24 protein-coding genes and 1 tRNA gene are annotated in these 25,316 nt (G+C 57.2%); 9 read left to right on the forward strand and 16 right to left on the reverse strand.

The genetic code is table 11. From position 1 onward, the window contains the following. The 8 genes from IPM59_00675 to aroA form a co-directional block, all read right to left on the reverse strand. Nucleotides 1-894, reverse strand: coding sequence for a TIGR01777 family protein (locus IPM59_00675; GenBank protein ID MBK9214107.1), 894 nt, complete (start codon nt 892-894; stop codon nt 1-3). 80 nt (nt 895-974) lie between these two features. After that, nucleotides 975-1,322 carry a cytochrome c gene (locus tag IPM59_00680; GenBank protein MBK9214108.1) on the reverse strand — a complete coding sequence of 116 codons (348 nt, stop codon included), beginning with the start codon at nt 1,320-1,322 and terminating at the stop codon, nt 975-977. Nucleotides 1,323-1,372: 50 nt separating this feature from the next. After that, on the reverse strand, nt 1,373-2,980 hold the full coding sequence (locus IPM59_00685) for a long-chain fatty acid--CoA ligase (protein MBK9214109.1): 1,608 nt from the start codon (nt 2,978-2,980) through the stop codon (nt 1,373-1,375). 49 nt (nt 2,981-3,029) lie between these two features. Further along, the gene (locus IPM59_00690; GenBank protein ID MBK9214110.1) at nt 3,030-4,598 is read right to left on the reverse strand and encodes an L-aspartate oxidase; all 1,569 of its coding nucleotides are present in this window, start codon (nt 4,596-4,598) and stop codon (nt 3,030-3,032) included. An 82-nt stretch (nt 4,599-4,680) separates the two neighbouring features. Then, the gene (locus IPM59_00695) at nt 4,681-5,061 is read right to left on the reverse strand and encodes a LysM peptidoglycan-binding domain-containing protein (protein MBK9214111.1); all 381 of its coding nucleotides are present in this window, start codon (nt 5,059-5,061) and stop codon (nt 4,681-4,683) included. A gap of 18 nt (nt 5,062-5,079) precedes the next feature. Next, nucleotides 5,080-5,562: a BON domain-containing protein gene (locus IPM59_00700; GenBank protein MBK9214112.1), complete on the reverse strand. Its 483-nt coding sequence runs from the start codon at nt 5,560-5,562 to the stop codon at nt 5,080-5,082. Between the two features lie 152 nt (nt 5,563-5,714). After that, entirely contained in the window at nt 5,715-6,230 is a 516-nt protein-coding gene (locus tag IPM59_00705) for a shikimate kinase (GenBank protein MBK9214113.1), read from the reverse strand. A gap of 5 nt (nt 6,231-6,235) precedes the next feature. Continuing rightward, nucleotides 6,236-7,516 carry a 3-phosphoshikimate 1-carboxyvinyltransferase gene (aroA, locus tag IPM59_00710; GenBank protein MBK9214114.1) on the reverse strand — a complete coding sequence of 427 codons (1,281 nt, stop codon included), beginning with the start codon at nt 7,514-7,516 and terminating at the stop codon, nt 6,236-6,238. A 57-nt stretch (nt 7,517-7,573) separates the two neighbouring features. Between aroA and IPM59_00715 the strand changes: the two genes are divergently transcribed. The 5 genes from IPM59_00715 (at nt 7,574) to prmA (ending at nt 12,177) form a co-directional block, all read left to right on the forward strand. Further along, nucleotides 7,574-7,984 carry an ATP-binding protein gene (locus tag IPM59_00715; protein MBK9214115.1) on the forward strand — a complete coding sequence of 137 codons (411 nt, stop codon included), beginning with the start codon at nt 7,574-7,576 and terminating at the stop codon, nt 7,982-7,984. Nucleotides 7,985-8,093: 109 nt separating this feature from the next. Next, entirely contained in the window at nt 8,094-8,438 is a 345-nt protein-coding gene (locus IPM59_00720; GenBank protein ID MBK9214116.1) for an STAS domain-containing protein, read from the forward strand. A gap of 142 nt (nt 8,439-8,580) precedes the next feature. Beyond that, the gene (locus tag IPM59_00725; protein ID MBK9214117.1) at nt 8,581-10,368 is read left to right on the forward strand and encodes a hypothetical protein; all 1,788 of its coding nucleotides are present in this window, start codon (nt 8,581-8,583) and stop codon (nt 10,366-10,368) included. 34 nt (nt 10,369-10,402) lie between these two features. After that, the gene (gene era, locus IPM59_00730) at nt 10,403-11,302 is read left to right on the forward strand and encodes a GTPase Era (protein ID MBK9214118.1); all 900 of its coding nucleotides are present in this window, start codon (nt 10,403-10,405) and stop codon (nt 11,300-11,302) included. Further along, nucleotides 11,299-12,177: a 50S ribosomal protein L11 methyltransferase gene (gene prmA, locus IPM59_00735; GenBank protein MBK9214119.1), complete on the forward strand. Its 879-nt coding sequence runs from the start codon at nt 11,299-11,301 to the stop codon at nt 12,175-12,177. The genes era and prmA overlap by 4 nt, the downstream gene beginning before the upstream one ends. On the opposite strand, the gene IPM59_00740 is transcribed toward prmA, so the two are convergent. From IPM59_00740 to IPM59_00765, 6 genes are all read right to left on the reverse strand, one after another. Next, entirely contained in the window at nt 12,152-14,053 is a 1,902-nt protein-coding gene (locus tag IPM59_00740) for a hypothetical protein (protein ID MBK9214120.1), read from the reverse strand. The two genes, prmA and IPM59_00740, sit on opposite strands and share 26 nt — an antisense overlap. A 122-nt stretch (nt 14,054-14,175) precedes the next feature. Continuing rightward, the gene (locus IPM59_00745) at nt 14,176-14,634 is read right to left on the reverse strand and encodes a ribonuclease HI (GenBank protein ID MBK9214121.1); all 459 of its coding nucleotides are present in this window, start codon (nt 14,632-14,634) and stop codon (nt 14,176-14,178) included. After that, entirely contained in the window at nt 14,631-17,270 is a 2,640-nt protein-coding gene (locus IPM59_00750) for an SMC family ATPase (GenBank protein MBK9214122.1), read from the reverse strand. The genes IPM59_00745 and IPM59_00750 overlap by 4 nt, the downstream gene beginning before the upstream one ends. 81 nt (nt 17,271-17,351) lie before the next feature. After that, the gene (locus IPM59_00755) at nt 17,352-18,389 is read right to left on the reverse strand and encodes a DUF4097 family beta strand repeat protein (protein ID MBK9214123.1); all 1,038 of its coding nucleotides are present in this window, start codon (nt 18,387-18,389) and stop codon (nt 17,352-17,354) included. Between the two features lie 9 nt (nt 18,390-18,398). Further along, a complete protein-coding gene (locus IPM59_00760; GenBank protein ID MBK9214124.1) occupies nt 18,399-19,244 on the reverse strand; it encodes a zf-HC2 domain-containing protein in 846 nt (281 codons plus the stop codon). After that, nucleotides 19,241-19,801, reverse strand: a complete 561-nt coding sequence (locus IPM59_00765; protein MBK9214125.1) for a sigma-70 family RNA polymerase sigma factor — start codon at nt 19,799-19,801, stop codon at nt 19,241-19,243. The genes IPM59_00760 and IPM59_00765 overlap by 4 nt, the downstream gene beginning before the upstream one ends. A 233-nt stretch (nt 19,802-20,034) precedes the next feature. On the opposite strand from IPM59_00765, the gene IPM59_00770 reads away from it, so the two are divergent. Then, the gene (locus IPM59_00770) at nt 20,035-20,514 is read left to right on the forward strand and encodes a prepilin-type N-terminal cleavage/methylation domain-containing protein (protein ID MBK9214126.1); all 480 of its coding nucleotides are present in this window, start codon (nt 20,035-20,037) and stop codon (nt 20,512-20,514) included. 103 nt (nt 20,515-20,617) lie between these two features. Next, nucleotides 20,618-20,692, forward strand: a tRNA-Val gene (locus IPM59_00775). Between the two features lie 48 nt (nt 20,693-20,740). Here IPM59_00775 and IPM59_00780 read toward each other — a convergent pair. Together IPM59_00780 and IPM59_00785 are read right to left on the reverse strand one after the other, a co-directional pair. Then, the gene (locus tag IPM59_00780) at nt 20,741-22,501 is read right to left on the reverse strand and encodes an ABC transporter substrate-binding protein (GenBank protein ID MBK9214127.1); all 1,761 of its coding nucleotides are present in this window, start codon (nt 22,499-22,501) and stop codon (nt 20,741-20,743) included. Between the two features lie 156 nt (nt 22,502-22,657). Further along, complete coding sequence (locus IPM59_00785) at nt 22,658-22,870, reverse strand: hypothetical protein (protein ID MBK9214128.1); 213 nt, start codon at nt 22,868-22,870, stop codon at nt 22,658-22,660. A 223-nt stretch (nt 22,871-23,093) separates the two neighbouring features. Here IPM59_00785 and IPM59_00790 point away from each other — a divergent pair, with 223 nt between their 5' ends. Both IPM59_00790 and aroE read left to right on the forward strand, forming a co-directional pair. Then, the gene (locus tag IPM59_00790) at nt 23,094-23,864 is read left to right on the forward strand and encodes a tryptophan-rich sensory protein (protein MBK9214129.1); all 771 of its coding nucleotides are present in this window, start codon (nt 23,094-23,096) and stop codon (nt 23,862-23,864) included. After that, on the forward strand, nt 23,861-25,312 hold the full coding sequence (aroE, locus tag IPM59_00795; GenBank protein MBK9214130.1) for a shikimate dehydrogenase: 1,452 nt from the start codon (nt 23,861-23,863) through the stop codon (nt 25,310-25,312). The genes IPM59_00790 and aroE overlap by 4 nt, the downstream gene beginning before the upstream one ends. Nucleotides 25,313-25,316: the final 4 nt, after the last annotated feature.

Raw genomic sequence — 25,316 nt, forward strand, 5'->3', positions numbered from 1 at the left:
CTACGAGACGGCATGTTTGAGGGCTTCCTTAAGGCTTGGATATTTGAACTCAAACCCGGCATCCTGCAGCCGTTTTGGGATGACCCTTGTGCTGGTCAGAAGCAATGCGTCGCCCATCTCGCCCATCAACATTGAGACGGCAAATTCGGGCAGCGGGATAAATGTCGGACGAGAGAGCACTTCGCCCATCGCCTTCGTAAACTCTTCGTTCGTGGCCGGACCGGGGCTGACCGCGTTGACGGCCCCGCGAAGGTTCTCGTTCTCGATTACGTAATTGATCACGCGGACGTGGTCGTCGATCGAGATCCAGCTCATCCACTGTTTGCCGCTGCCGACCACACCGCCTACGCCCATCTTGAAAGGCGTGAGCATTGTGCCCAACGCTCCGCCGTCTTTTGACAGAACGATGCCAGTGCGCAGCAGGACCGTCCTGACGCCCGCGTCTTCGGCCCGGCGGGCCTCTGTCTCCCACTCCTTAGCAACGTCTGCAAGAAAGCCGTGCCCCGCTGTTGATGATTCGGTCATCTCCTCATCACCGCGTTCGCCGTAGAAGCCGATGGCCGAGGCAGCAACCAGCACCTTGGGCCTGTCATTGAGTTTTGAGATCGCATCTACGACACTGCGCGTTCCAAGTACGCGACTGTCACGGATCGCCTTTTTCTTCTCTTCGCTCCATCGAAGGCCGCTGACACTCTCGCCGGCAAGATGAACAACAGCGTCCAGTCCCTCGAGACGTTCCGGTTCGGAAAACCCATCCTCGACGGTCCAACGGATCTCGTTCGCTGCTTTCGGCTCGCTGCGTGAGGCGAGGAGCATCTCGTGACCCTTCTCAGAAAACGACCTCTGCAAGGCGGCCCCGACCAGACCGCTTGCGCCTGTAATCAGTATCTTCATAAGGCGATTGTAACAACGGATTCATGCGATTTCGCACAGATTTATCTTTTCCGTCCGCTCCGGTCGATCCGCTGTTTCTCCTACTTCCTCAGGTCGCGCATGACGAAATCCACCAGCATATTGATCTCGCGTTCCGTGAGCATATTGCGAAACGGCACCATGCCGTTACCGCCGTTGGCAATGTGATCGTGTATCTGCTGTGCCGTCGTGTATTTATGTTCGCCCGATCGAAGGTTTGGGATCACACGCCCGTCGGCCAAGGTCTTACCTTCAGCTTCGGGCCCGTGGCAAATTGTGCAGTTCTGTCGAAACAGGGCCGCCTCATAGCGTTTGTCGTCCTTGATCGAGACCCGTGCAGGCTTCGACCCGGGACAAGCGGCAGCGGCTGTGACGAATATGATGAGAACGGTGAGCTTCGCGTAAAACATCCTAGGATAAGTTTCACGCAACCAGCGACCGAAAAGCAAAAACACCCATTTCAGCCTGAGCTTTTCCCTGCGGCCTCCTCCTTCAATGCCCGCTTGAATATCTTGCCCGTTCCGCCGATCGGCAGGCTGTCACGAAACTCAACGTACCGCGGATATTTATTTGCGGCAAACTTTGTCTTGCACCAGTCGATAAAAGCCGCATCTGACAATTCGGCACCTTCTTTCAGGACGAGAAACGCCTTGACCTCCTCGCCCAGCCGCTCGTCGCTTACGCCGATCACGGCACACAACGACACGGCCGGATGCGTGATGATGACCTCCTCGAGCTCGCGCGGATAGACATTGTATCCGCCGCGAAGAATCATGTCCTTTTTGCGGTCAACGATCGCAAGATAACCCTCGTCGTCCATAACGCCGATATCGCCGGTGTGGAACCAGCCGGTGCGAAACGCCTCGGCCGTAGCATCGGACCGCTTATAGTAGCCCTTCATCACATTCGGCCCGCGAATTACGACCTCGCCGCGCACTCCCGCCGGAACCTCGTTATCGTCGTCGTCAAAACATCTCACCTCGACGCCCATGATCGGCTGGCCGACCGTGCCCGGCTTGGACGGACGCTCAAAATGATTGAAGGTCGCGAGCGGTGAAGTCTCGCTCAGGCCATAGCCTTCCAGGACACGGACGCCAAAGACCTCTATAAACTCCCGCATCACCTCGACCGGCATCGGGGCCCCACCTGACGTGCAGACCTTCATCGTCTCCCTTATCCGGCTGATGTCGTATCCGGTTTCCTGGACAAATCTAAGCAATGCCCAGTACATTGTCGGAACACCAACCCAGAAATTTACGCGCTCGGCCACCATCGCATCGAGAGTACCTTTGGCATCGAAGCGCGGCAGCAGGACGTTGCGGTTGCCGGCGTAGATGTTCGTGTTCATTTGCACCGTCTGGCCGGTGGTGTGAAACAGCGGCAGGGTGATCAGACAAGTTTTCTGCCCGCCGTCTGTAAAGTCGAGGACCGGCAGGTGGATCAAAAAGGTCGTTACGACATTGCTGTAAAGGTTAGCGTGCGTCAGCTCCGCCCCTTTCGGCTGTCCCGTAGTGCCCGAGGTGTAGAGGATCGCGCACGTATCGTCCGGCGAGGTCGCAACAATGTCAAACGTCTCGGCCATGTCAAATGTAAGCTCGGTCAGCGTCTTGTGTTCGCCAAACGGGCTCGGCCCCAGCAGGTCCTTCGTCATTACGATCAGATGTTCGCACGACGGCACCGTGTCAAAGGATCTCTTCGCCGTCTCGGCCAGCGGCAGGTCAGCGGTGCCCTCAAACACAAACAGGGCCTTCGCGTCAGAATCCCTGAGGTGATATTCGATCTCTCGATCGGTAAATAGGACGTTGAGCGGCACGACCGCTGCTCCGGCCTTAAGGATGCCGTAATACACGATTGGGAAAAACGGCAGGTTCGGACAACTGAGAGCGACCTTGTCACCGAGACTGATCCCCATTCCGACAAGGGCGTTTGCGACCCGGTTTGAGAGCTTGTCGAGTTCGCTGTATGTGAGGCGTACATCTCCCCAAACGACTGCCTCCTTCTCCGGTGCGAGCCGCGCGTGGTGAGCGACCATCGAAGACAGGTTTAGCGTTGTAGCCGAACTATTCATAGCCCATTACCGACACTGATTATTACGATCTGCGGTGAGATGATTCTAATCAAACCGGGCGTGCAGTGTCAAAATTCATTCGTTCGGCCGAGGAGATGACTTCGCCCCTTTGCTGGATGGAATGGCAGTGCCACTCGTCACGGGTCTCCGGAAAATCTGTGCGGTAATGGCCGCCGCGCGATTCTTCGCGCCAGAGTGCCGCCGCCGCTACCAGCGTGCCAAGGGTAACGAAATTTCGCGATGACGTGCTCAGACTGCCGGCAGCGATCTGTTCAAATTCTTGCTGGGCCCGGACGAGCCCGTCGCGGTCGCGGAGTATTCCGACACGCTCCCACATTATCCGCTTGACGCGTTTTCGTACTGCGGTGGCCAAGGTCGGCGACCCGTCAGGCGGCCGCCTTCGCTCCGAAGGATCGCTCGCGCGTTCCCACCGATCGTCAACTGCGGCGGCGCCGGCACGTGCTCCGAAGACGAGCCCTTCGAGCAGCGAGTTCGACGCCAGGCGATTTGCTCCGTGCACGCCCGTGCATGCCACCTCACCGGCCGCATAGAGCCCCGGCAAGGTTGTGCGGCCCCACAGATCGGTGCGCACGCCGCCCATGCAGTAATGCGACGCGGGTGAAACGGGCAGCAAGTCAGTCGCGAGATCGAGGCCATAGGCAGAGCAAGTCTCGTAGATCTTTGGAAATCGCTGCTTTAAGAACGCCGAATCCATGGCCGTCATATCAAGGAACACGGTACGCGTCCCGGTCCTTCTCATCTCGGCGACTATCGACCGCGACACGATATCACGCGGCGCAAGCTCGGCACGTTCGTCATATCGCGGCATGAATCGCTCGCCATACTTGTTTCGGAGAATACCGCCCTCGCCACGCATTGCCTCACTAAGGAGAAATCGGGGCGCATTCTCCACATTGAGCGCTGTCGGATGGAACTGTATAAATTCCATGTCCGCCATCTCAGCCCCGGCAAAATATGCCATCGCCATACCGTCGCCCGTAGCTACCGGCGGATTCGTCGTGTGCTGATACAGTTGTCCTGCCCCACCGGTGCAAAGGATCACAGCCCTTGCACAGACCTCTCGCGATGCCCGCAGGATCGGATCGAGATACGAAACGCCGACGCATCGGCCGCCGGAGACCAACAGTTGCTCGGTATTCGCGAATGGTGTCAGCGTGATCGCCTTCTCGGCTGCCGCCCTTGCTATCAGCGCCCGCACCAGCTCCGCACCCGTCGAATCACCGTGTGAGTGAAGAATGCGCCGGCGCGAGTGAGCAGCCTCCTGCGTAAACACCAGTTTCCCGGCCTCACGGTCAAACTCGGCGCCCCAATCGATGAGTTGTTTTATGTAGCGCGTGCCTTCCGTGACGAGGGTCTCCACAGCAGCCTCATCACACAAACCTGCTCCGGCGACGAGCGTATCTTCCTCATGCAGTTCGACATCGTCATCATCGGACAGGACCACTGCTACACCGCCCTGCGCATATTCCGTATTCGATTCGCTTGCTTTATCTTTGGTTAGGACCGTGACGCGAGCACCGCTTGCGGCCAGCTCGATCGACGCCCTCAGGCCGGCTACGCCGCTGCCAATCACCACGAAATCGGTTTCCAAGGCCATTACGACAAGACTATCAGCGCATGAAAAGCAAAAAAAGCCCGCCTGTCGAAACAAGCGGGCATCGGTACATTTGGCAGACGATCTACGCCCCCGGTATTTTCAGTTCCTGGCCCGGATGGATTAGGTCAGGATCCGAGATGATGTCGCGGTTCGCCTCGTAGATCGCGTTCCACGAAATGCCGTACTTCGCGCCGATCTTGCTCAGGTTGTCGCCCGGCTCGACGGTGTAGGTGTGGCCTCCGCCGCCCGCATCACCGGCGCCGGTCGAGATATTCAGCACAAGGTCGCCCGACTGATAATCGGGATCGATCCGTGCGTACTCGTCCCAGATCTGCTGCTTTGCCTCTTCGCTCGGGGCCATGCCGGTGATGTGCAGGACGCCCTCGCCCTCAGCCAATTCATAGGTCGTCCCGTTTGAATTGGCGAGTTCAAGAAGTGTTTGATATTTCTCCTGTAATGACATAATTCCTCCTCTGATCGCCTATTTAACGGTGATCTTGTTATTGACCTTCTTCGGCTTGGCCTCGTTCGCGGCCTGCATGACCTTTGCCAGATCGGCCTTCGCGACCTCACCGCTCAATGTGATCTCGCCGTCCTTTACCTCGATCTTCACGGTGTCAATGCCAAGCTTCTTGATACCCTCGGCCACCTTACCTTCGAGCATTTGGTCATCGGCCGATACCGGCGGCGGTGTCGGCAGCGGCTTAAGGGTCGTATTGTTCGTCACCGACTTGATGCCCTCGACGCCCTTAACGGCCGCTTCGGCTTTGGTCTTGACGGTGATATCCGCAACCTCGCCTGCAAGTGTCGCAACGCCGTCCTTAACCGTGACGGTCACGCCGGCCACTTTCTCGGCGGCCAACTTATCTGTCGCCGCCTTTTGCAGGTCGGCATCGCTCTTACCGCAAGCGCTCAAGAGCAGCGCCGCTGAGAGCACTAATACTGTCCACAATTTGAGTTTCATTTCTCCTCCTAAACTTTGATATTAACTCACACAATTATCGCCTTATGAATGCGATACCCGACACAGAAACATCCCTCGCTGCTACCAACGCCGGTATTTTCCGATGGTTTAATTTTGCAGGAAATCGCGAGAGTTAGCAAACAAAAAAGTACCTATGCAAAGACCTGGTCGACGATCTGACGAGCCAGATCGTAAGAGGTGTAGCCTTTCCGCACGATAAAATGCCAGTCGGCGAGGCAGTAGAGTTTTTGACGCTCCTCAAATAGCTGACGGGCCTTCTGCTTGTCGCGAGCCAGTGGACGGTCCTTGCGTGAATGCGTGATGTTGAGCCAGCAGTGCTCGAATGTTGACTCGAGCCAGATGGTCGTATATCCATGTGTCCTCAACAGGTCGCGGTTTGCCGGGATGGTCCAGGTTCCGCCGCCGAGGCTGAGGATCCGTGCGTCGGTCGTTTCCAGCAGACGTTCGAGGTTTCGCGTTTCGATCTCGCGGTAACGGTCGAGGCCTTCTTCGTCAATGATCGCGGCGATCTTTCGCCCCTCGCTCTCCTCGGTAAAGAAATCGAGGTCGATTCGCCGGCAGCGCAGCAAATTAGCCAGATGCCGGGCGACGCTCGATTTGCCGACGCCCATAAATCCGGTCAATGCGACTCGCTGCTCAACACCCATTTCACCTAGCTTACGACACTCTCAAGCACGTCAAAAAAGCCCGGGAACGAGATATCGACGCACTCGGCACGATCGATCTCCGTCTCACCGTCAGCAATCAGCGCAGCAACGGCCAAGGCCATCGCCATTCGGTGATCGCCAAAGGAATCGACCCGCGTGCCGCGCAGGCGTGAACGCTCAACGCGAAATCCGTCCTCGATTTCCGTCACGTCCCCGCCCATCGATCGCAAGTTCGTGACGAGCCCGGCGATCCTGTCCGATTCCTTCACTCGCAATTCCGCCGCATCCCGGACCTCGATACCGGCTGACAACTGAGTGCCGAGCACGGCGAGGACTGGCAGTTCGTCGATCAGAGCAGTCGTTCGGTCGTCCGCGATCACGAGTCGTTCATCCCGCTGTCGAAGGCCGCCCCGCACCCTCACATCCGCGACAGGCTCGCAGTTGATCTCTCGGCGGTTGCCTATCGTTACATCGGCTCCGATCTCGCCCAGCACATCAAGGATCGCCGACCGTGTCGGATTTATTCCAACATCCGGAAGATCAATATCCGATCCCTCGAGACAAGCTGCGGCTGCCATAAAAAAAGCCGCCGCCGAAATATCGCCGGGCACATGAATTTCGCGCCCGACCAGCTCGCTCTCATTCGAGATAGAGATATGATCTTGTCCTGCCGTTAGGCTGCCGCCGAACCATTGCAGCATGCGCTCCGTGTGATCGCGAGTCACGGCCGGCTCACTGACCGTCACTATCCCGTCCGCGAAAAGCCCGGCCAGCAGTACACACGATTTTACCTGCGCCGAGGCCACAGGGATGTTGTACGAGATCGCGGCCAATTGGCTGCGGCCGCGTATCGTCAACGGAGGACGGCCGCCGTTCGCCTCGATAGCAGCTCCCATCGCCTCAAGCGGTTCGACGATACGCTGCATCGGCCGTCTTGAGAGCGAATCGTCGCCCGTAAGTACGCATTCGAATGGCTGTCCCGCGAGAATGCCCGCAAGCAGGCGCATTGTGGTCCCGCTGTTGCCGCAATCAAGCGGCCCTGCGGGCGACCGCAAAGCCGCTCGTCCCGCGCCGTGAATTATCACATCGGCACCGCCGGCCTCGATCCTTACGCCAAGGGCCGACAGGCATCTCAGCGTCGCAGAGCAATCCTCGCTTGGCGAATAGTTCCTGATCCGCGTCGTGCCTTGGGCAATGGCAGCGATCATTGCCGCCCGGTGCGAGATCGATTTGTCGCCCGGCAGCACTATCGTGCCGACGATCCGATTTGCCTGAGCGATCATCATCGGTAGAATCTTGACAGAAATCGCCTGAAACCGATACCTTAGTCTGAACGTACCACTGTGACTGCGATCTGTGAAATAAAGCTTCCGAGTGTGATCGAATCGGTCGATGCCGCCGCGCGGGCGGCCGACGAATTTGCCCGCAGCCGCGGCTTTACGGACGAACACATGTTCGGCATCGACCTCGCGATCCGTGAGTCAGTGGCCAATGCTGTTAAACACGGCAATAAGTTCGATGAGACTAAGCAGGTAGAACTGAAACTCGCCGATTCGTCCGAAGGGCTCGAAGTAACAGTGCGTGATTTTGGCACGGGCTTTACAGTCGCCGACGTCCCGGATCCGACCGATCCTGAGAACCTGTTGAAATGCGACGGCCGCGGCATCCTTTTCATGCGTTCTTATATGGATGACGTCGCGTGGAGCAACCCGACCGGTGGCGGCATGGAAGTCAGGATGTTGAAGAAGAGGTGAAAGCCGGGCAGAGTGTGTTTTTTTTACATCTTTCACTTTTCACTTTTCCACGATATTGGTAAGATTTTCTTTCACCGCATTAAAGTAACAACGTAACGAGGAGATAAAAATGTCTGATATAACCATTTCTGAACGCCAGGCCGGCGATGTCACTATTCTTGATCTCGACGGAAAGGTAACCATTGGCGAGGGCAGCGTCGCTCTGCGTACCGCTATTCGCCGCCTTCTCGGTGAGGGAAAGAACAAGATCCTGCTTAACCTCGCCGGCGTAGGCTATATCGATTCGAGCGGCATTGGCGAGCTCGTCTCAAGCTATACGGCTGTCAAGAAAGAGGGCGGTGTCCTCAAGCTCCTCGGTCTCACGCAAAAGATCCAGGACCTGCTGGCAATTACCAAGCTCTTGACGGTCTTTGATTCATACGACGATGAGGGCGCAGCCCTGAGCAGCTTCTGACCTGCGGTTCGCTCATCTTGAGTTTCTTTTGCGCAAAGGATAGCGGCCACGTGGCGCTATCCTTTCCGTATTTTCGGGCAGAATCTGCGGTGCATCCATTGCATCGCGCTTCTCATCTCTATTCAGGTAAGTTTTACTGAGGATGATGCGTAAATTTTCGGGCCTCTTTCTTTTTGCATTCCTTGTCGCAAGCGTTGCGGGCCAGAATACTGCCGGTGTCGCCGACCTTTCGAATTACGGCGTCCGGATCGAACCCGACAAGCGGCTTCTAGCCGTGCTGGCAACGCTCGAGATGGCATCGGCGAAGTATGTTGGCGGCCCCGACGAACACATTATCAATACTCCGTTATCGGAGAGCGGCCGGGCGTTCCGCGATCAGATCGCGGCGGACAACGCAGCAGTGCCGGACGACCTCCGACGCCGCATATCGACTTTTGTTGCAGCCCACAGGAAACGAAATCCGTCAGCGACCGATTCACAACTCCTGAGCCCGTTCATCTCGATGGCATATTCGCTTTCGCCCGTGCCTGAGCTTGCCGATCCCGTGGTCACGCATGATCTGCCCGGCAGTTTGCTCGACGTGCTCGACTTTGCCCCGCTTGTGCGCGAATTCTATCGTCGCTCCGCTCTGTCCGCCAAAATGGACGAATATGTGCAGAGTTACAGACGCGAGTCTGACGGACGGCTTCGGTCATCTTCGAGAGAGATGGTCGGCGAGATACTTGATTACCTGCATACGCGGCCCATCCTTGTTGTATCGGAAAAGGTGAAGACGCAGACTCAGAAAGGCAATAGCAAGCGCTCGGTGATCGAAAAGGTCGAGACGCGGACGCATGAACGAAACCTCTATTTTGTTCCTGAACGCCTGGCCGCCAGAGACACGATTACGTTCCTGAATATCCGCGATGACTATTACGTCATTGTGCCGCCTGATGCCGACGTGCTTTTTTCCGAAGCTCGAAGGGCGTTTATTCAGTTCGTGATCGACCCGCTCATAATCGGCAATTCCAGAGAGATTGCTCCGATGCGCGATTGGGTAAAACCGCTCCTCGATGAGCGACGCAAGACGTTGCCCTCACTTTCACCTGATGTATTCCTCGCTGTGTCGCGGTCGTTAGTGTCGGCTATTGATATACGCCAGGAAGAATTTGAACAGGTCAGGATCGCGACCGCGCAGGCTCGCGAAAAGATCGCCAGGATGAAAACTGACGATGAGAAACGATCCGTCTCGGCCGATCTTGATAAATTCAAACAGACAATGGCGGATGACAGCGCTTTGAGATTGTATGAGGACTACGAAAAGGGATCTGTCCTCTCATTCTACTTTGCCGAACAACTGAAGGGCATGGAGGATTCGGGCTTTGACATTGCCGCGTCGCTCCGCGAGATGATCGCTTCTTTTGATCCTTCGAAGGAATCTGGCCGTGTCGCCGCGACCGCTGATGCCCGACGCCGGGCCCAGGCGGCGCGTGACGAACGCAGGACCCACCCGGACGAACGAACCGTCGAGAATCCTGTAACGGCACGGCTTCTGGCGATCCAGCACACGATAGACGCAAAGGACTATTCTAAAGCGGCGGATGATCTGAAGCGGCTGAATGGCGAATTTCCCCGCGAGCCGCGTGTTTACTACAGCATCGGCCGCGTCGCGAGCCTACGTGCCGAAGCGATCACAGATCCGGAAACTCAGGCACGGACCCTGCTCGAAGCAAAGACCGCTTACAGCAATGTGATCGGGACAGCCAAGCCCGACACGGATAAGGCACTACTCTCTCTGGCGTACGTCGCCCTCGGCCGTATCTATGAGTTTGAGAACCAGAACGATTACGCGATCAAGCTCTATGACCGGGCTATCGAACTGAACGATATCGCCGGCGGTGCCTTCCGCGAGGCCCTCGCGGCAAAACAGCGGCTACTTAAGCCGCAATAGCATCTCGCGGCTGATTTCGCTAAAGTCTCACTTGATGTCCGACGGACCATTTCGCAGCGGCTATGCCGCGCTCATCGGCCGGCCAAATGCCGGCAAATCGACGCTTCTCAACCGCCTGGTCGGCGAGCGTATCGCCGCTGTCTCAAATAAGCCGCAAACGACGCGTCACCGGATTCAGGGCATCGTCACGCTCGATCAGGGGCAGATCGTCTTCGTCGATACACCGGGCGTTCACAAGCCCGGTCATCTCCTGAATCGTCGTATGATGTCCGCCGTTCACGACGCGCTGATGTCGGTCGATCTGGTCGTGCTGATGCGCGACGCAAGCGTATCGACCGGCAACGGCGACCGTTTTGTCCTTGACCTTGTAAAACGCGCCGCAAAGCCGGCCGTCCTCGTCCTGAATAAGACAGACAAGCTGGCGAACAAAGCCATTCTCTTGCCGCTGATCGATCTTTATCGCAATGAATACGATTTTGCTGAGATCATCCCGCTCTCGGCGCTAAAAGGCGACGCCGTCGACACGCTCCTTGCCGAGATCGTCAACCATCTGCCTGAGGGCGGGCCGATATTCGACGCAGACGAACTTACCGACCAGCCAATGCGCGTGATCGCCGCCGAGATGGTCCGCGAACAGATACTCGGCACGACCGGCGAGGAGATACCCTACGTGACTGCCGTTGTGCCCGAACTGTGGGACGAGAGCGACCCTGATCTGGTGCGTATTTTTTGCGCGATATATGTCGAGCGGCCCTCGCAAAAAAAGATAATCATCGGCAAGCAAGGCTCCCGCATACGCGATATTGGAACGCGGGCTCGCGCGCAGATCGAACAGCTTGTCGGCAGACAGGTCTTCCTGAAGCTTTTCGTAAAGGTCGTCGAGGATTGGCGCAACCGCGAACGCGACCTCGATGAAATGGGAGTTCGCGAATGACGCATGAGACGTGGTTCGCCGTCGATGTGACCGTGTCGCCCGAGGCCGCACCGGCAGTAGAAGAGGGCTTAGCTGCCGTATCTGACCTCGGCACGTCGCTCGACAGCCTCCGTAAGCACTCTGATGAAACGGTCGTCGTAACAGGTTTTCTATCAGAGATACCGGACATTACGGATGTTCGCCACATTCTCGATGCGATGCTCGCCGCTCATGGGCTCCCGACGAATGTCATCCATCAGGTCGCGATGCGAACGGTTGAGAACGCCGACTGGCTGGCCGAGTGGAAACGTCACTGGCAGCCAACTGAGGTCGGGCATTTCATCGTTTCGCCGCCCTGGCTCGATCCAGATGCCGGCGGTCGATCGCTGATACGAATCGATCCGAACATGGCCTTTGGGACCGGTACGCATGAGACGACGCAGCTTTGCCTTGAAGCGATCAGCGACATCTATACGCCCGACCAGTCAGTGCTCGATATCGGCACCGGCACAGGCATTCTCGCGATCGCGACGGCTAAGATCGGCGCAACCAACATCATCGCCTGCGACACCGACGCCGATTCGGTGGAGATAGCCCGCGACAACGCGGCGATCAACGGGGTTGCCAATCAGATACGCTTTTTCCACGGTTCGATCGACAGGAAGACACCGCCGGCCGACTTGGTTTGTGCAAACCTCACGCTCGATGTGATCACACCGATGCTGCCGCTTTTGCTAACAGCCGCCAGGCATCGCCTGCTTCTTTCCGGCATTCTCGCCGAACAGGGATCGACCATTACCGATCAACTCAACCGATCTGGCATTACGGACCTCAATTTCGAGATCCGCCGCAAGAGCGAATGGATCGCGGTCATTGTTTCTTTTCCGGCTTCTTGATCGGCGGGGCGGCGAGCGGAATGTCGCCGTCATCGGTAATCGTCACGAGCGGCTGGCGTGGCTTAGGTTTGGCACGGGGCGAGGTTCGCAGAGACGGCGGGCCAAGCGGGACGGAGACAGACCTCGGACTGAGGGGATCGATCCGTTTGAGCATGGTCCCGCCGCGGCCGCCTACCCAGAGGCGATTGCCGCCGCGATAAACGACCGTTTGCAGAGCCTTGCTCGTCGGTCCGGGCTGCACCTGCCATGTCTTGCCGCCATCCTCGGTTATCAAAACGGTTCCCAGTTCGCCTACGGCGATTGCACTTGCCGGCCCGAAGGCCTGGACAGCAAAGAGATTATTGGTGAATGCGGATTCCTCGTCAGCCCATGTCACGCCGCCGTCCGTCGTCCTAAGTGTGATGCCGCCGGAGCCGACGGCAAAGCCGTTCATATCATCGTAAAAGCTTACAGCATATAGGTTTTCGCGAACGTTCGTCTTGACCTTTTCCCAGGTCATCGCGCCGTCCGACGTTCGGAGGATCGTGCCGCCGTCGCCGACAATGACGCCGCGTTTGTCGTCAAAGAACTGAACATCCTCAAGCCATTGTCGTGTTCCGGACTCGAACTGTTCCCAATACGCACCCGCCGAATCTGACCTGAGGACCATTCCATTCGCACCGACCGCAAATCCGATCTTCTCAGATACGAAATAGACGCCCATCAAGTCCTCAGTGATGCTCGTAATGCCCTTGCCCCAACTCGCGCCGCCGTTGATCGTCCGCAGAACGGTCCCGCCGTCGCCGACGATCCAGCCTCTATCACCGTCAAAGAACGAGATATCATTGAGCCCTGCCTGCGTATCGGTAAATACTGCCTGCCACGCGCGGCCTCCGTCGTTTGTCAGCCACACTCGGCCGCGCGAACCAGCCGCAACACCGATCTCGTTGTCGAGGAACGTAATATCGTTGACATCCTCACGTCCGCCTTCGCTCAGACGCTGCCAGCTTATGCCGGCGTCGTCAGTGCGCAGTATCAGCCCGTTTTCGCCTACAGCCCAGCCGGTGAATCGATCCGCCATCGAGACCGCAACAAGTTTCGGATTAGTGCGAACGTTGAACGGCAGCCACGAACGCCCGCCGTCACCTGTCAGCCAGACCAAGCCGTTCGTGTCGCTCATCGTCCCATGCATACTGTCTGAAAAGCTCAACGACAAAAGGTCGCTGCGGCTAAAAATATTGACCCTTGCCCAGGTCTCACCTGCGTTCTCGCTGCGGGCAACGCACCCGCCAACGCCCGCAACGACAACCGTCGTCGGGCCCAGGAACGCCGCATCAGCGACAGTCGCTCCCGCACACGGGTCGGACGTCCTCCACGCGGCCCCGCCGTCAACCGTTGTCAACACAGCACCATTCATCCCGACCGCGACCGCTCGATCAGCATCGAAGGCGTCAATATTGAGCAGTTGCTGCTCCGTGCCCGAGGTCAACACCTTCCAGGTCACGCCGCCGTCGGTGCTCCTGAGAAGCCGTCCGTAGGTACCTGTGATCCAGCCTGTTTGGCGGTCGGCCCCGGAGAAGGTGACAGCCGACAGATGATCGCGCGTCTCGACCGGAACAACGCTCCAATCCTTGCCTCCATTGATCGTCGTGAGTACCGTGCCGCGTGCACCAACGAGAAACGCACTCAATTTGTCCCTTACAAATACGCCCGCCAACGCGGTATCGGTAGGCACCTCTTGCCGCCGCCACTTGAACCCGCCGTCAACCGTACCGAGCACAGTGGCATCCGACCCGACCGCCAAGCCATGTTCTTTGTCAGCCGCAAAGCTTATCGAATAGAGCGGATTTCCCTGCGGCAACGGATTCTGCCACTGCCAGCCCGCCGACGACCGCAACTGCGCGGAAGAGGGAACCGCGAAACATACGGAAATCACGAAAGCAAGAAATTGAGCCTTTGGGAAACTTCTGATCATCCAACAGCGGGGCTTTTAGTTAGTTCATTTCGCGTATTTCGCGGTTAAATCTCCTTCACGCCGAGGTCAGCGGCAGCATCATCCAGCAGCGTCTCATCGACCGTTCCCAAAGTCGCTATCCGTCTAGCAAGGTCGTCGGCTGCCTCTTGTATCTCGTGCCCGGCGTGGCCGCGCGTCCATTCCCAGTCGATTTGATGCCGTAAAGCCGCCCTTTCGAGCCGTCGCCACCAGTCGTGGTTGGTTTTTTTCTTCCACGTCCCGCCCATGGTCTCGACCACATAGCGCGAATCCGATACTAGATGCACCTCGCACGGTTCCTTCAAAGTTTCGAGCCCGACCGCCGCCGCCGCGATCTCGGCCTGTTGATTGGTCGCATTACCCAGATACTCACCGACAGCCTTCCAAAGTCCCTTGAAACCGAGCAATGCCACCGCGGCGGCACGCGCATTTCCCTTGCCATTGCCCAGGCTCGAACCGTCGCAGACAATAGTGACTTTCTTCATAACGCGATCACGTTATCGACAAAATTATCGAATGTCTCGTCATGCGAGATCACGAACAACTGGTCAAAATTCGTTATCCGGCTGACTTGCATTGCAAGATTCTCACGACGTTCGGCGTCCATGTTGGCCGTCGGCTCGTCGAAGAATGCGATGCGAATATCGGTCAACTGCTTTAGTAACGCCAGCCTCACCGACAATGCCGCCGCCATTTGTTCGCCGCCCGACAAGCTGACAAAGGGCCGCCGGTGGCCGTCTTCCTCAAGCATTATCGCGTAATCTTCGCCCCATTCAAGCGTTCGCTCCGCATTGCCCGTGATCTCGCGAAACAGCAGATTGGCCTCAAGCGAAACGTGATAAACATAATTGCGGGCGACGCGCGGGGCCGCCTCTTTTAGCGTGTCGCGGATGAACGTCGTGGCCTCGGCAACCTTTTCAAGCTTCTCTTTCTCCTTGAATTCGCCGGCAAGTGAGTTCCTGAGTTGGCCAAACCGAGCGATCTCAGCCGTCAATTGCTCGACGCGTCGTCTTGCAGCCTCGTGCGTGGCACGCATCTCGGCTGCACGCCGTTCCACGCCGATCAACGCGTTGCGCTCGTTCTTGTGGAGTTCGGCATCGTAATTGATGCCCACCGCAGCTAATTCACGTTCTGCAGACTCGACTGCGACGGTGGCGGCGGCCAAGGCTGATTTGGCCGCCTCGGCATCGGCCGTTCTTTTGTCCAGCGTTGCTGCCTCAGCCTCGTTCGCAATAAACTGCCGGTGGGCCTCGGCTGTTTCATCACGCTCCGCCGACAGCCTCGTCCAATGCTCATCGAGGTCCTTAAACTCGTCAAGCCTTTCGTCGATCTGCTTACGGTCACTCTCAAGCCGCTCCAGATTGCCCTCGATGTCGCCGAGGCCCGACCGCAGGTCGCGATCCCTCGCAACCTCGCGCTCAAGCACCCGAATACGAGCCGCCGGATCGGCGAGTGCTTTCAACCTCGCGTCGAGATTCACTATCCGCTGCTCGCTCTCACCGAGCCTCTGCCGCTCTTCGTCCAGCGTTGCCCGTTTCGCCGTGAGTTCCTTACCCTCGTCCGTGAGTTCCGTCTCGCGTTGTCTAAAGGTCTCAAGGGCCGCCATCAATTGCTGGCCCTCGCGAGCCCTTGCGAGATCGCCCGAGACAGCGAGACGCTCAGTGTCGAGTGCGGAGATCCTCTCTGTCAGGTCCTCGAACTGGTTCGACAAGAAGCCCTCAAGTGTCTCGCCATCCTTTAGATTTAGACATTTCTGCGACAAGACCGGGCAAAATCCGTCCTTGATCTCGCTCTGGAATTTTCGGTCACGTTCGAGCCCTGCCTGCAGGGCCGCGATCTGGGCGACGATCTCAGATTCTCGTTTTTCCAGCTTTGAGAGTTCCGCGGTGGCAGCGGTCTTCTCCTCGGCGTCACGGATCTTCTGCTGATTCTTACGGAATTTCTCCCTCAGCCTCTCAAGCTCCCGCTCGATGCTGCGGATGCGTTCGTCGGCGTTGCGGGCATTGGTCACGAGCTCACGAAGCTCACTGATCTCCTTTTCAATACCGGCCTGCTCCACGGCGCTCTGCTTGAGTTTCTCGATCTCGGCCCGGGCATCCTGCAGCTTCATCAGTTCATCGCTGAGTCTCTTTTGGTCTGCCTTAACGTTAGCGATAGCGGTTGCGATCTGAGATGACTCGCCACGAAAGCGGTCGCGTTCAAGTCTCTGACGTTCGAGGTCCTTGGCTCGGCCAAGCGCAGCCAGATGACGTTCGTGCCCCGGTTTGGCCCTTTCGAGTGTTGCCGCCGCCTCGGTTGCCTTTCCCAACGCTTTTTCGGCCTGCGCAAGCAGTAACCCGGCCTTCTCCTTATCACTGCGGCTTCGCTCGACCGACGAAGTAAGCCCCGACACCCGTCGTTCCTGTTCGTCCAGGTCCTTTACTCTCTGCTGCCTTGCGGCCAGATCGTCCGCGAGCGGTTCCATCTCGGCTGCCAGCCTCGCCGCCTGCTCTGCGACCTCCGCGTGCTCGGCCTCGACCGTCTCAGAGCGTGATAGTTCGCCCTCAGCACGCGCAACATTCTCACGAATATCGCTGATCTGCAGATCGACGTGACGCGACGTCTCGCGGAGCTTTTCGGCGGCCTGGCGATATTCCTCAACCTTCAGCAGCTTGTCAAAGGCGGTTTTGCGCTCGGTCGCTCCTTCGAGAAAGATCGCTGTAAACGTCCCTTGCGGCACGCCGATAGCCTGACGAAACAGCGACCTCAGGTCAGTTCCCGGCTCAAGGCCCAGATGCTGCCACAGAAATCGCGTGACCTCGTCCTTCTTGTCGGCAAGCCGTCGCTGCAGCCGTGGATCGGTGACATGATAGCCGGTGCCCGTGTCGCGCGTGACAACATATTCCCTTTCGTCAAGGCCGCTCTCGATGGTAACGGAGGCGTGTCCTTTCTTCGCCCCGCGGCGGAGAAAATCCTCCTTCTTGTATTCGAGCAGGTCAAACAGCACCCAGGCGATCGCCTCGATGATCGTGGTCTTGCCGGCCCCGTTATCGCCCGTAATAGCTGTCGTGCCGCGTTCGAATCGGAAACTCGACCTCGCATGGGATTTAATGTTCTCAAGCTCGATCCCAATGATGTGCATGCCTTACCAGTAAACCGTAAACAGTGGCTCGTAACAAGTGAACACGTCGTTCACCTGCCACCTCTCACTTGTCACGATCCACTAGTTTTTTCGGATGCCGATGGTGCCGTTGTTCGTGGTGACCCTGACCACTGCCCCGTTGCCTGAACCGAATTCGCCGACAATACTCTTGCCGTTCTCCTGTAGGTTTTCGGTCAGTAGTTTGAACGGGAGTTCAGAAGAAAAACTGCCCGACGCGAAGGTGGCCGCGAGCTTAAAAGCTGCCGCCGAAGGGAGCGCGAGCCGAATAGAGCCGTTCGATGTGCCAAAACTGTAGTTTGCCCCGCTGAGGATCGGCCCCGTAAACCCGACGGTGCCCGAGATCGAGCCGACCTCGACCTGGCGATACTTGACCGCTTGCATCGAGATGGTCCCGCTGTTGGTCTTTGCGGCAAAGGTGTCGCCGATCTCGCTCGGGCCCGCCTCGAAGACGACGATGTTGCCCGTCGTGCTTTCAAGCCGCAGAGAGCCTCGTGACTCCTCGACCGTAATATCACCCTGATACGTGGATGCCGACACGCCGCCTGAAACATTACGAATGACGATGTCGCCGCCAACATTCTTGACGCTCGCCTTTCTGACGCGATCGACCACGGTCCGCGTCTCCTGGCCCTTTACGCCGACACTTGATCCCTCGGGCACGTCGATCTCTATCTCGTCGCCCCAAAGACATTCGGAAAACGCCTTGAAGACCCGTTTTGGGTCTTCACCGGTTGCCATCAGCCATACGGGCTGCTGGTCAGGCGTGCGTTCGAGTACCTTGAACGTCACGGGGCTGCCCTTCTTGACAAAGACCCTTACCTCGTTACGCTTCCAACCATTGACGCGGAGCAGGCCCTGCACCACGCATAGCGAGAGATTTGCGTTCGGGGCGACCTCGATCGATCGCTCATGATCATCGCCACGCCAAAGATGAGGAAACGTCGGCTCCGCCGGCTTCGGAGCTGAAACGCCCGGTTTCGGAGCGGCGGGAGGCTTTGGCGTAGACGGAGACCGGGCGCCCTGGCCCCAGGCAGAAATGACACCGAGCACCGCGCAGGCGGCCACGATCTGAAGGAATTTTCTCAGGAACTTGCTCATCAGTACAGCCTATTTGATGCTAGCGATCAATTCTTCCTGCTGAGACACCGAATTGAGCAGGTCGATCTTATTCTGGTACGACGCGTAGAGCACCTGCCGCGCCGAGCCATTCTGAGGATTACGCCGGACCTCTTTCTTCATCTTAGCGATCGCGTCGTTAACTACAGCCATGTCGCGTTCAAAGGCGACACGCTGCGAGGGCCGCAGCACGCCCGCCTCCTTCTGCTCATCGACCGTTTTTGTCAGGCTGGCGATAGTCTTGACGTAACTTTCCTCGCCCGGCAGATTTACCCTCGCCGGATCACTCGGGACGGTCGAACGCACACTTCGCCGAGTCTCATGCCGATAGGCCGCGCGCTCGATACGAGGTGCATTGAGAATACCGCCGGTATCGATATCGCCGACTGTCGATCTGGCCGGCGGCGTCTGCATGACCGGAGCCGTCACTGACGGCTGAGTGCCAAGCGTCGCCCGCGGCTCCTCGACCGTGACGCCCCGATTCATCCATACGGCGGCCGCAATACCAATAACAATCAATAAACCCGCTGCTGCCGCGATCGACGGACTAATGAACGCCGCAGCCAAAAATGACCTCAATCGGGCCCAGGCCGGCTGCCTTTCCGCAGCTATCGATTCATTGATCCGTGACCACAAACGCTGCGTCGGGACAAGCGTATCAAATTCGCTTGCCAGCGCCGGAAAGACAATTGCTGACTCATCCTCGGCCTCAGCGAGCAAAGCGGCACACGCGTCACAGCCTGCTATATGGCCGGTGACCTGCGCCGACTCGTCAAGCGATAGTTCGCTGTCGAGTAGTGCCTGAATAGTCCCGATCTTGAGATGTTCCGTGATCATTTCTGCTTACCGTAGTGGCGGGCAAATTCCGCCCTCGCCCTTGCTACAAAAGTCCCAATACTCGTCTCGTTCAAGTCCAAACTCGCCGCGATCTCTTTATACGAGAGGCCCTGCTGTTTAAGCAGCAGGCAGCTTCGGTGGGGCTCCTTCAATTTGTTCATCGCCCTCAATATCTCGCTCACGCCCGCACTCTGCTCATATTCGTCCTCGACCGAAACCGTCTGATCGCCCGTCGATTTGACGTAATTCTCATCCCGCGTGTTCGCCCTAACCTGACCGCGAATTGTGTTCTTTGCAAGGTTTATCGCCACACGTATCAGCCATGGGCGGAGCATTTCATCCGATGTTATCGAGTCGAGATTTTTGTAAAGCCGCAAAAACGCTTCCTGCGTCACATCCTCAGCCATTCCGGCATCTCGCACGACCGAGCGCGCCGCCCGAAAGACGGTGCGGTGATGAAGCATGAACGCCTCTTCAAAACCGATCCTGTCTGTCGCTGATGCCGCCGCTGTTTGCTCGGACATTATGTCCACAAGAATGTCGGTAACCTCGCTCATTTCTCAGCATCGAATGCTCATCAATGTTAATACACCGCAAGCACGCCGTTAATGACACGAATTTACCCCTAAAACCAATGAATTTCAATCATTTGAGCGTCTACAGAATTGCAATACGCCTATGACATCCGCTTGGTTCGCGATTGCGCCCGTAACGTCCGATGCGTTAAACTTTTGAAACTAAACACGCCTGCATCCGTGAGAAGTTGGGGACGCGCAGGGACTTTGTAGTTATGAGCAATCTAAGAGCACGGTTTCGCGACCAGCGGGGCTTTAACCTGATCGAGTTGATGATCGTGATCGCCATCATCGGCCTGCTGATCGGCGTCGGCAGCCTGGCGTGGCAAGCCGTTATCCGCAGCGGCAACGAAACCACGGCCGCACAGACGCTGGACAATATGCGCAAGTATCAGGCCCAGTTCGCATCGCGCAATCGCGGCAATTTTGCGACCTTTGACCAGTTGATACAGACGGCGGGGCTTGATGAGAAATTCGCAGGTGAGAATCCTGTCGTCAACGGCTATATTTTTAAGCTGACCATCACGCCATCAAGCGCCAGCCAGCCGGCATTCTATTCGATAAATGCCGACCCACAGGTCGCCGAAGGCGTAACCGCTACCGGAACGCGCCATTTTTACACCGATTCGTCGCTCAGCACAATAAAAGGCACGGACGAGAACCGCCCCGCCAAAGCCGATGACCAATCGATCTGATATGTTGCATTTTTCATTTTGAATTTTGACTTTTGCATCTTGAATTCTGAATTTTTGGTTTTGACTTTTGAATTTTGAATTTTGAATTTCTACATGTCATAGCGCCGTCTTAGCTCAGTGGTAGAGCACACGCTTCACACGCGTGGGGCCACAAGTTCAAATCTTGTAGACGGCACCATTTCCTTTCAACAACTTACGGGCATCCTAGCGATGCCTTTTTTTGCGATCAAGGCTTGATAAACAGCTCCTCAATATTCCACAGGGAATACGGCATGATGCTGCTTGGGGAGGCGTTGCCGACGCGGGGATTGAGGGCCGTTACGACGTGACGGGCTACGAGCGGGATCGTCGGCATCTGGTCGCTCATGATCTGTTGTATCTCGTAAAAGGCTGCCAGCCGTTTTTGCTGGTCGCGTTCGACGGACTGTTGATCGAACAGCTCATCGATACGTTTTTCCCATTCGCTCGCCGGGGCCTTTTGTCCCGGCTGCCACTGATGTGTGGCGGCGGAAGAGAGCAGAAAGTTAGAGTACGATGACGGTTCGAGGTCGGTTTGTGAGAGGCCGAAAAGCGCCGCGTCGTAGTCGTAAGTTTTGGCTGTCTTTTCCTGAAGCTGAGCGGTCTCCACCGGCGCGACCTGCATCTTAATGCCCAGTTTCGCAAGGTCTTCCTGGACGACGGCAGCCATCAGCTTACGGGCTTCGTTCTCGGCCTGGACGATCAGCGTAAACTCGACAGGCCGCCCCTGAACGTCGGCCAAGATAGGCGCCTCGGCCGTGCCGCCTTTTTTGAATCCGGCCTCCGTCAACAACTTTTCGGCGTCGGCGAGGCTGTATTTGATCTTAGGCAGCGACGGATCGAGCCAGACCTTGTTGGCAGGCGAGACGAAGCCGTAAAGCGGCGTCGCCAGGCCCTGAAGCGTAACGCTCGCGATCGTTTCGCGATCGACCGCCGCGGCGACGGCCTGCCGAAAACGCTTGTCAGCGAACCATGAACGCTTGACCTCGTTCGCCAAGGGCTTGCCCGACCTGTCAGCCGGGCTCAAATTGAACCAGATATGGTCGATGCCCAGTCCCGGCCCGGCGTCGTATGCCCGCGTTGCCTGCTGGGCCTTTGACAGCGAGACGTAATCGTTCGTTCGAATGCGGTCGGCAATATCGAGCGAGCCCTGCGTGAGCCGAACGAGAGCATTGTTAGCGTCAGGAATGACCTCGATCGTGAACTTATCGAGATACGGCAGCTGCGTGCCGGCTGCGTCCCTTTTCCAGTAATGCGGGTTTCGTGCAAAATCGACCCGTTCGCCCGGGCTGACAGCCTCGACAATGAACGGGCCGCTTGAGACGATACTCGCGGGTGGGCTTGTCATCTTCATCGCTTCTGCCAGCTTGCCCGCCTTTTGCTCGGGAGCCAAAATGTGCGCGGGCAGAACGCCGAGATTGATCAAATAGTTTTCCGCACTGGCGACGGCGTGCGGGAATATCATCTGCATCTCTGTCTCAGAAATCTTCTTTGTGGCGATCGGCTTATCATCGACAAGCATGGCATCGCGAAAAGCTGTGGCCTGTGTCTTTTCGTCATAGATCGCCTCGAGCGAAAAGATGACGTCGTCCGTGGTCAGCGGGTGGCCATCCGAGAATTTGAGCCCATCGCGCAGTTTTACGTCGAGCGTCTTGCCGTCGGCCTGCATAGTCCATGTCTCGGCGAGGCCGCCAACGTATTTCAGGGTCGAATGGTCAAAATCGATCAGCCGGCTTGTCAACGTAAAACCGGCCCCGATCAACGTCGGTTCATCCTCGGCAAGCATATAATTGAACGTCTTCGGGGCTGCGGCCATGCGGTAAGAAAGCTTCCCGCCCCGCGTGCCAGTCGTTCTGGACTCGAGCTTTGGCTCGCGTGAAGCATTGGGGGCAGGCGCCGGGCCACCACAACCCGTCAGGAGTGAAGCGGCCAGGGCTATCAGGCAAAAATATCTTGATGTTCGAGGCATTTTATTCGATCTCCGTGACGAGTGAAGATTCCGGGCCAAGTGTGCTTTAGGAGTTTAGTTTCTTTCGGGCACCAAATCAATGCCGCGAAAATCCAGAACGCAAACAAAAAAGGCAGCCGTTTCGTTCGGCTGCCCTCGCTTTCATCTCGTCGTTTGTCAGGCCGACTCGCCCGCTTCGCTTTTCCAAATCGCGTCTGCGTAGCCCGGCTTTTTCGGGCTAGGCGTCGGCTGCGGCTTTGGCTGTGGTGTGATCACCGGCGGATTGCCTTTCGGTGGCGGCTTTTTGTCGCCGTCCTTCTGAGCAAATGCTGCGACGGCAAAGGCTGCCAACATCGCAAAACTCATCAATGTATATCGCAAAACTCTCATCTCAACTGAACTCCCTTTCTATCATATTCACGCCTTGCGGGGAAAGCGGGAAAGAGCGTCCTCATTTCTGCCTACGCAAACGCAGTGCCATAGCCGGACTTTTGACGCCCCAAGCCTGTTTTTGGTTGGAAAAGAACTCTCTCGCATCGTGGGTGCCTTTACAAAACTTTACGTTTTCGCATCTCGCCATACGATATCGTGAATTAAATGCGATAATCGCCTTATGCCTGACGAAAAAAGGCCCGTAAGCACGACGGACAGGATCAGTTCGTTTCTCGTACTCGTGGCGACGGGCGGAATGATAGGTTTCAACGTTCTGGCAACGACCGGATATATCAACGGCGTGCTGACAACCGATGTCTCGGAACGTTATCCGTCGGTAATGACGCCTGCCAGCTGGGGGTTTACGATCTGGGTCGTCATTTACGCCGGGCTGGCCGGCTTTGCGATCTACCAGCTGCTCCCGGCAAAGCTCGCTCAATATCGCAGCGTCCGGACGCTTTACATGGTAAGTTGTCTTCTCAACTGCCTCTGGCTCTGGTTGTGGTACAACTTTCAGATCGCCGGCACGGTTGTCGTTATCCTCGGGCTGTGGGCCGTGTTGCTGATGCTGGCTGCCAGATTTCGCGAGGCGTCGTCCTTTCCCGACGCGCTCTTTGGCAAAGGCGCGTTTGGCCTGTATTTCGGCTGGGTTACGGCCGCCGCCATGGCCAATATCGCGATCCTGTTGGTCAACCAGGAAGTTGCGATTCCCGCCGTTGCGTTCAGCTCCATCGGCGCTTTGATGCTGCTCATCGCTGCGGCCGCGGCGGTGCTTGCCCGATTCAAACTGCGCAATTATCTCTTTCCATTGGCGATTGCCTGGGCCGCCGCCAGCATTGGGGTCAAGCAGAGCGGAAATACGATCATCGTTGTCGCGTCCGCTGTGTGTTTGGTTACCGGCCTGGTAATGGCTATCAGCTTTGTAATGGACCGGAAAGGCACGTTTGAATGAACAACGGCAAGCTCTGCATCTCGGTCGCCGCCAAAACCGCGAAAGAGATGGCTGCACAGATCGAGCGTGCCGCCGCGATGGCCGATATTATCGAGATCAGGTTTGACGGCCTCGATCCAACGGCGATATCTCAAATCTCAAATCTGGAATGTGAAATTCCGCTGATCGCCACCTATCGCTCCGAATCGAGCGCGGCCCGGTGGGCGTTTTGGCGCGATCAGGCCTCGTCATTCTGGGCATGCGATCTGGAAGAGGACATTCTCGCATCGGTCGATCGTCAACGAAAGATCGTCTCGTTCCATGATCACGACGGCCTGCCTTTGGATCTGAACAGCATCTACGACCGCCTTGCTGCAACCGATGCCGATATAGTTAAGATCGCCGTCACGGCCAACGACATCACCGATGCCATTCCCGTGTGGAAACTACTCGGCCGGGCCAGTGCGGACAATACGGCGATCATCCCCATTGCCATGGGCGAGGCTGGCAAATGGACACGCATTCTCGGTCCCGCACACGGAGCATTCCTCACCTACGCATCGCTTGATAGCGGCCGTGAGACCGCCGTTGGCCAGATCAGTGCCGACGAGATGCTTGAGGTTTACCGAGTTAAGAAACTCGACCGCGAGACAGGTGTCTACGGTGTCATCGGCGAGCCCGTCTCACGATCACTGTCGCCATATATGCAGAATGCCGCCTTCGATGTCTGTGGCGAGGATGCCGTGTTCATTCCATTTCTTGTCAAGGACCTTGACGAATTCGTTACGCGGATGGTCAGGCCCGCATCCCGTGAGGTCGAGCTGAATTTCGCCGGATTCTCTGTCACAATGCCGCATAAGCAGGCAATAATGCGCCATCTTGACACCATCGATCCGATCGCTGAGGCTGTCGGGGCGGTCAATACTGTCAAGATCGCTCCGGACGGCCAAATGGCCGGCTACAACACAGATGTACACGGGTTTATTGCACCGCTGAGAACACATTTTGGCGATCTTGCACGTTCTCGTGTAGCCGTCGCCGGAGCAGGCGGAGCGGCACGGGCCGTGGCCTACGCATTGAAACAGGAAGGCACCGATGTGGCCGTTTTCGCCCGTGATCCGCGCAAGGCGGAAGGTTTCTCATTCGACGCCAGGCCAATTTCAGATCTAAAGGTTGAGGTCTCGAATTTCGACATCCTCGTCAACGCCACGCCTGTGGGAATGAAAGGCGAGCGTGATCAAAGTTTCTTTACTGCCGATGAGCTTTCGGGTGTAAGATTTGTTTATGACCTCGTAACCCGTGTTGACGGAACGCCGCTGCAGCGTGCTGCGGCCGACGCGGGTATTCCGTGCATCGGTGGGCTCGAAATGTTGATCGCCCAGGGTGCAAAGCAGTTTGAGCTCTGGACGGGCCGCAAAGCCCCGCTCGAGTTGATGCGAGACGCGATATTCCGACGAATAGGAGGTTAAATGT

The sequence above is a fragment of the Chloracidobacterium sp. genome (assembly GCA_016715795.1).
Classification (GTDB): domain Bacteria; phylum Acidobacteriota; class Blastocatellia; order Pyrinomonadales; family Pyrinomonadaceae; genus OLB17.